The sequence below is a fragment of the Acidimicrobiales bacterium genome, assembly GCA_035540975.1.
Lineage (GTDB): Bacteria > Actinomycetota > Acidimicrobiia > Acidimicrobiales.
In genome coordinates, this window is record DATLFN010000084.1 from 1 (window position 1) to 3,557 (window position 3,557).

The following is a 3,557-nucleotide window of genomic DNA, read 5'->3' on the forward strand; positions in this document are numbered from 1 at the left end:
CGCCCCTCCCCCACGCGACCCGTCGCCGGGACGACGGCCCGAGGATAGCGGGCGGGACCCCGCCGGTCAGGGCCGGAAGCTCCACTCCCCGAAGCGGTTCTGGCCCAGCCGGTCGGCCGGGTTCTTCCCGGTGGAGGACTCGTCGTATGACCAGTCGGGCTGTTTCTCGGCGAAGCGCTCGTCGACGACCGCCTTGCCGTCCACGATGTCGACCAGCTCGGCGATCAGGTACGGCTCCACCGGCCCGATGCGGCCGGCGACGTGGTCGTCGAACTCCTGCCCGTAGCGGGAGAGGATGCTCTGGAGCACCACCTGGTGCTGGTGGGCGAGGTAGCAACGGGCCCGGTCGGCCACGTTGCCGGCCCGCGCCTTCGCCTGCTCCAGGTGGTGGTCGCCGGCGTCGGAGTGGCTGATGGTCCGCAGGTCCTCCGACAGGGCCAGGCCGGTGAGCTTGCACGGCTGGCACTGGCCGCACGACTCCACGCCGAGGAACCGGGAGACGCCGGCGGAGAGGGCGACCATGTCGACCGTGTCGTCGAGCACGATGAACCCGCCCGACCCGACGCCGCTCCCGATGGCCTGCATGGTCTCGTAGGCGACGGGCGTGTCCAGCAGGTCCTCCGGGATGATCCCGTTGGCCACGCCGGGCAGGACGGCCTTGATGCGGTGCCCCCGGCGGGCGCCACCGCCGATCATCTGGATGACCTTGCGCAGCGACGTCCCCATCATCACCTCGCCGACGCCATGGCGCCGGGACGCCCCGGTGACGGTGCACACGATGGTGCCGGGCGACTGCTCGGTGCCGAGGGTCCGGAACCAGTTGGCGCCGCGGGCCATGATCCGGGGGACGTTGGCCAGCGTCTCCACGTTGTCGACGAGGGCCGGGGGCGCGGTCAGGAACTCCTGGGGACCGGCCAGCTGGACGCGGGAGGACAGCCCGGTGCGGGGGGCGGCGCCGGCGTGGCGCCTCGACACCCGCTCGAGGCCCCTCCGGAACGGGGGAGCGAGGCGGGGGAACGGATAGCGGCCGTCGATGGTCTCCAGGAGGGCCGTCTCCTCGCCGTAGAGGTACTCGTCGGGGCCCTCGAAGACCTCGAACGAGATGCCGTCGGCCCAGCCGGCGGCGACGACCTCCTCGACGGCCGACCGCATCCGCGTCACCTCTCGGGCGAACGACTTCTTCATGCCGAACACGATGTGGTCGGCGTCCACGGCCAGGGCGGCGATGATCGCCCCCTCGATCACGTGGTACGGGCACCGCCGGATGATGGAGCGGTCCTTGAACGTGCCCGGCTCGCCCTCGGCGCCGTTGACGACGACGGTGGTCGGCTCGAGCGTCGACCGGTTCTCCACCATCGTGCGCCACTTGCGGCCCGTCGGGAACCCCGCGCCGCCCCGGCCCCGCAGGCCCGACGCCTCGAGCGTGCTGATGAGCCATTCGGGGTCGGCCCGGCGGGCGACCTCGAGCCCGGCGCCTCCCCGGCGGCGGACGTACTCGTCAAGGGTGTCGATGGTGCTGGACCACAGCACCCGGCGGGCCGTTCTCACCCGGCCATCTTCCTCGCGGAGCCGGGGGAAACGCACATCGGGCCCCGGCTTGTTTGCGGCGGGCGCTTCCGTGAAAGGGTGCCAGGGCAACTCGACACCAAGGAGCTCGGCATGGGCGGACGGTTGGGTAAGGGCCTGCGGGCGGCGCTCGTCGGAGCGGTTCTCCTCGGCGTGCTGGCGGGGTGCGGGGACGACGACGACGGCGAGGCGTCCACGGACACCACGGCGGCGGAGTCGGGGGGCGAGTCCGCCGACAACACCGTCAGGATCGAGATGCTCGACTACGGCTACAAGGTGACGGGCGACCTCAAGTCGGGCCTCGCCACCCTCCAGTCGACCAACACCGGCGCCGAGTGGCACATGGCGGGCTTCGCCAAGCTGAAGGAGGGCAGGACCGTCGAGCAGCTGGTGACCGCGCTCCAGAGCGCCGGTGGCGAGGACGGCGGACCGGCCGAGGCGGGAGGCGCCACGGAGACCACCGGCTCGGGCGCCACGCTGCGGGCCGCCGGCCAGGAGACGACGACCACGACGGCCGCCGAGGGGGGCGGTGAGGGCGAGGGCGGCGATCCGTTCGCCGAGTTCGTCGAGGAGGAGCTGGGGAGCCCCGGCCACATCCTCCAGCCCGGCCGGACCCAGACGCTCACCGTCGACAACCTCGACGCCGGCAGCTACGTGATGATCTGCTTCCTTCCCACCGAGGGTGAGGGCACGCCCCACTTCGCCAAGGGCATGGTCAGCGGGTTCGAGGTGGCCGAGGAGGCTGCCGACGTCGAGGAGCCCGACGCCGACGCCACCATCGTTCTCGGCGACGAGGCCGAGCCCACCGGCGTCCCGACCCAGCTCTCGAGCGGCGAGCACACGTTCAAGGTCACCGCCCAGGGCGAGAACGGGAAGGACTTCGTCATCGCGCAGTTGGACGAGGGCAAGGAGTTCGCCGCCTTCGAGGAGTACTTCGAGAGCGAGAACGGCTTCGAGAGCGAGGACGGCCCGCCCAAGGGGTACGCCGAGCAGGCCCCCGGGACGGTCGTCGCCAGCACCTTCGAGATCAGTCCCGGCCAGTCCATGTGGGTGACCGTCGACGTCCCCCGGGGCGAGACGTACTTCGTCGGCACGACCAACGTCGAGGACGACGACACCGAGGACACCATCGACAAGTTCGTGAAGGTGGACGTCTCGTAGCGCCCGCGGGCAGGCGACGGTGAACGGGCTCGCCTCAGCCCTGGCGGGAGAGCACCAGGAGGAACTCGAGCTCGCCGTTGTCCTCCGTCTCCGCCGGTCCGAAGCTCGGGTTCGGGATCCCCCACTCCTCGAACACGATCGGGATGCTGCCCGCCACCCGGATCGAGGGCCCCGAGCGCTGCGCCTCCAGGTCGAAGGTCACCGGCCTGGTGGTGCCCCGCAGGGTGAGCTCGCCGGTGGCCTCGACCGTGACCGCCTCGCCGTCGGCCGGCAGCCGGCCCACCTCGACGGGCGACGTGAGCCGGAAGGTCGATTTGGGGTACGACGCCACGTCCATGATCCGGCCCCGGAACTGGTTGTCCCGCCGGCTCTCGTCGCTGCGCACGGTGGTCATGTCGACGGTGAACGAGCCGCTCGCCACGCGGGACCCGACGACGGAGATCTCACCGGTCACGTCCTCGGTGCGGCCCACGGCGGTGGCGCTCTGCCCGAACAGCACCTCCTGGACCCGGTAGCCGGCCTGGCTGCCGGCGGCCACCGTCCACGTGCCGTCGACGCCCTGGCCGGCGCCGGCGGCCTCGTCGCCCGCCCCGGCGGCGGCGGCCGTCGTGGTGGACGAGGCGGCGCCCCCCGAGGGTTCCCGCAGCGTCAGTCGCTCCGGGGCGTCGTCCCGGAACACGTTGAGGTACAGCCAGATCCCGGCGGTGGCGAGGAACACGACGCCCAGGGCGGCGGCGAGGGCCAGTTTCGTCCACGGCTTCGTCACGGTCGGTTCCTCCTGCGTCGGTCGCGGGCGCTCGAGTCGGGCGGGTGTCGGGGCGGGTGTCGGG

Annotated in this window: 3 protein-coding genes; 1 reads left to right on the forward strand and 2 read right to left on the reverse strand. The window is 72.3% G+C overall.

What is annotated here, in order from left to right; translation table 11 throughout:
* Positions 1–66: 66 nt before the first annotated feature.
* A complete protein-coding gene (locus VM242_09395) occupies positions 67–1,548 on the reverse strand; it encodes an NADH-ubiquinone oxidoreductase-F iron-sulfur binding region domain-containing protein (protein HVM05375.1) in 1,482 nt (493 codons plus the stop codon).
* A gap of 111 nt (positions 1,549–1,659) precedes the next feature.
* Here VM242_09395 and VM242_09400 point away from each other — a divergent pair, with 111 nt between their 5' ends.
* Positions 1,660–2,727: a hypothetical protein gene (locus VM242_09400; protein HVM05376.1), complete on the forward strand. Its 1,068-nt coding sequence runs from the start codon at positions 1,660–1,662 to the stop codon at positions 2,725–2,727.
* Between the two features lie 34 nt (positions 2,728–2,761).
* On the opposite strand, the gene VM242_09405 is transcribed toward VM242_09400, so the two are convergent.
* Positions 2,762–3,493, reverse strand: a complete 732-nt coding sequence (locus VM242_09405; protein ID HVM05377.1) for a YceI family protein — start codon at positions 3,491–3,493, stop codon at positions 2,762–2,764.
* Positions 3,494–3,557: the final 64 nt, after the last annotated feature.

Bases quoted from the DNA above. Each gene is read 5' to 3' on its own strand.
- VM242_09400 (HVM05376.1), top strand. From the start codon at position 1,660: ATGGGCGGACGGTTGGGTAAGGGCCTGCGGGCGGCGCTCGTCGGAGCG.